Genomic DNA, 2,489 nt, shown 5'->3' on the forward strand with positions numbered 1-2,489 from the left:
CTCATCTCAACGCAAATTTTTTAGATACTGGCACGCGCTAAATTCCCCGAGCTTGCAACCCCGATCGTAAAGTTCTTTGGCCGCGTTTTTATTCTTTTCTACGCCCATACCCTTTTCGTAGGCAAAGCCCAAATTTGCACAGGCTAGCGCGCTAGCACCCGAGCAAGCGTTAGTAAAGAGCAAAGCGGCTCTTTCGTAGTCTCTTTCTACGCCCTCGCCCTTAAAATAGCAAACCCCAAGATCAGCACAATAGTCCACGTGCCCGCGATCGCAAGAGGCCGCATACATCTGCGCCGCCTTTGCCGCGTCCTTTTCTACGCCGCCACCTAGCGCGTAGCTTAGAGCGAGATTATAGCACGCCGTTTCCTCGCCTAGCTTGCAGGCTTTAGCAAACAACTCGTTCGTTTTTTTACCGTCAGGATAGACGCCAAGCCCCTTGCCGTAGCTATACGCTAGGCTCGCGCACCCCTCGCCTACGCCTTTTTCGCAAGCTTTAGCAAAAAGCTCGTTTGCCTTTCTGTGATCTTGCGCCGCTCCCTGCCCGCTTTGGTAAAGTAGCCCCAGATACACGCAGGCTTTGTCCGCACCAAGCCCGCAAGCCTTGTCGTAGTATCGCACGGCTTTTGTAAACACCTTATCAAACTCGTAAAAATACCCAAGTCCCGCGCAATACATCGCGTTTTTCTCGCCGCCTTCATCGCAGGCAAGCTCTAAGTTTTTAATCGCGAGCGAGAGCCTTTTACAAATCTCGTCGTTTCCCTTTTTGCACTCCTTGCTAAGATCGGCTAGCTCACCCCCAAAAGACAGCGCCGCAAAAAACACAAGCAAAATCAAACGTCTCATAAGCTCAAATTTCCTTTCAAATTTTATAAATTTACCGCCGCAAAACGCCGAAGCCAAAATGCATGAAGTATAAATTTAAAAAGATTAAAATTCAAATTTGGCTAAAATCACTATCAAAAAGGAGCTTAAAATGATTTTTGAAGACGAGCTGATTTTCGTCGAGCGAGAAACGAGCGAGATACCGTGGGTAAAAATTTTTACCAAAACGCCGTTTAAGGAGCTAACCGACTGCGACGAAGCGACGCAAAAAAGGGTTTTTGAAGCGGTTTTGACGACCGAAAAAGTAATGAGAAAATTTTATAATCCAACAAAAATAAACATCGCAAGCTTTGCAAACTACGTGCCGCGCGTGCATTTTCACGTGATGGCGAGGTTTGAGAGCGATAGCTTTTTCCCGGAGTCCATGTGGGGCAAAAAGCAGCGCGAAGGCGAGCTAAATTTGCCAGGTTTTGCCGAGTTTTCTCAAATTTTAGCGTGCGAGCTAGGCAAAACACGTGAATAAAAAAATACTTCTAACGCTCGCGATCATCGTAGTAGCAAGCGTTTTGGCGGTTTATAAGGCGCGCTGGGACGAGCAGACGCAGACGGAAAATATCAAAAAATTTCTCGACTTTCAAACGCAAATTTTAAATAAAAACATAGAAGAAGAAAAGCTCTCCGCGATGACCGTTGCGACGCTGCTAGCGCAAAACGAGCACGTGAAAAAATGTATGAGCCAAAATAATCGTCAGATGTGCCTAGAGACGCTTGGCGAATTTACCAAAACGCTAAGCAAGGTGCCGATTTACCAAAATGCCAAATTTCACATCCATACGCCCGAAATGAGGAGTTTTGCTAGGAGCTGGATACCGCTATATAACGATGATCTAACGAGCTTTCGCCACCTGCTAGCCGAGGCAAAAAACGGCGTAGCCGCAGGCATCGAGGTCGGTCGCGCGGGTGTTTTTATAAGATCGGTCGCGCCGGTGTTTGAGGATAAAAAGATGCTAGGCAGTATCGAGGTGCTGCTTGATTTTAAGCATTTGAGCGACTTTTTTGCACAGCAAGGGCTCGGACTTTTCGTACTACTCGACGCTAGCGCCGACTCGCCGTATCAAAACAGCAGCGACGAGGGCATCATCGACGGCTTTCATTTCGTAAACAAGAGCTACGCAAATTTAAACGTCCTGCCGATGCTAAAAGACATCAAATTTAAAAGCGGAGGATTTTATCAGACGGATTCGCACGCCTTTACCGTCCAGCCGATGAACGACGCAAAAGGCGAGCGCGTGGGATATTTTGTTATTTATTTTAACTCCGACTCAAAAGAGCGAAATTTAGCAAAGCTGGGCGTTTGGTTTGATTAGTCAAGCAAGCTTTTTGAGTACGGCGAAAATTTGTAGGTAAAGACGCTGCCTTTGCCTAGTTCGCTTTTCACGCCGTACTCCACGCCGTTTTTCACGCAGATACTTTGCACGATGTTTAGCCCCAAGCCAAAGCCGCCCTGCACGCCCTCATCTCTAACGTAGCGTTTCCAAATTTTACTCGTATCTTTTATGCCTTCGCCCTCGTCCTCGATCTCGAGCACGATTTTGCCGCTTTTTTCAAAAAGGCGCAAATTTATTATCCCTCCTTCGCGGCTATATTTTACGGCGTTGCTCAGGTTG

The 2,489-nt window shown here is 47.1% G+C and carries 4 protein-coding genes; 2 read left to right on the plus strand and 2 right to left on the minus strand.

Annotated features, from left to right (window positions below; translation table 11 throughout):
- Positions 1-6: 6 nt before the first annotated feature.
- Positions 7-843, minus strand: a complete 837-nt coding sequence (locus tag Q0546_RS03820) for a tetratricopeptide repeat protein (protein ID WP_298790687.1) — start codon at positions 841-843, stop codon at positions 7-9.
- Positions 844-973: 130 nt separating this feature from the next.
- Here Q0546_RS03820 and Q0546_RS03825 point away from each other — a divergent pair, with 130 nt between their 5' ends.
- Both Q0546_RS03825 and Q0546_RS03830 read left to right on the plus strand, forming a co-directional pair.
- Positions 974-1,345 (plus strand): HIT family protein, encoded by a 372-nt coding sequence (locus Q0546_RS03825; RefSeq protein WP_298790689.1) that lies wholly within the window; start codon positions 974-976, stop codon positions 1,343-1,345.
- Positions 1,338-2,189, plus strand: a complete 852-nt coding sequence (locus Q0546_RS03830; protein WP_298790690.1) for a cache domain-containing protein — start codon at positions 1,338-1,340, stop codon at positions 2,187-2,189. The genes Q0546_RS03825 and Q0546_RS03830 overlap by 8 nt, the downstream gene beginning before the upstream one ends.
- On the opposite strand, the gene Q0546_RS03835 is transcribed toward Q0546_RS03830, so the two are convergent.
- Positions 2,186-2,489 (minus strand): ATP-binding protein (locus Q0546_RS03835; protein WP_298790692.1); only part of this gene is annotated, 304 nt, incomplete at its 5' end. The genes Q0546_RS03830 and Q0546_RS03835 overlap by 4 nt on opposite strands.

Origin of the sequence: uncultured Campylobacter sp. (genome assembly GCF_937997465.1) — a bacterium.
Lineage (GTDB): Bacteria > Campylobacterota > Campylobacteria > Campylobacterales > Campylobacteraceae > Campylobacter_A.

Coding starts and splice junctions, on each gene's coding strand:
- Q0546_RS03820 (WP_298790687.1), bottom strand. CDS start 843: ATGAGACGTTTGATTTTGCTTGTGTTTTTTGCGGCGCTGTCTTTTGGG.
- Q0546_RS03825 (WP_298790689.1), top strand. CDS start 974: ATGATTTTTGAAGACGAGCTGATTTTCGTCGAGCGAGAAACGAGCGAG.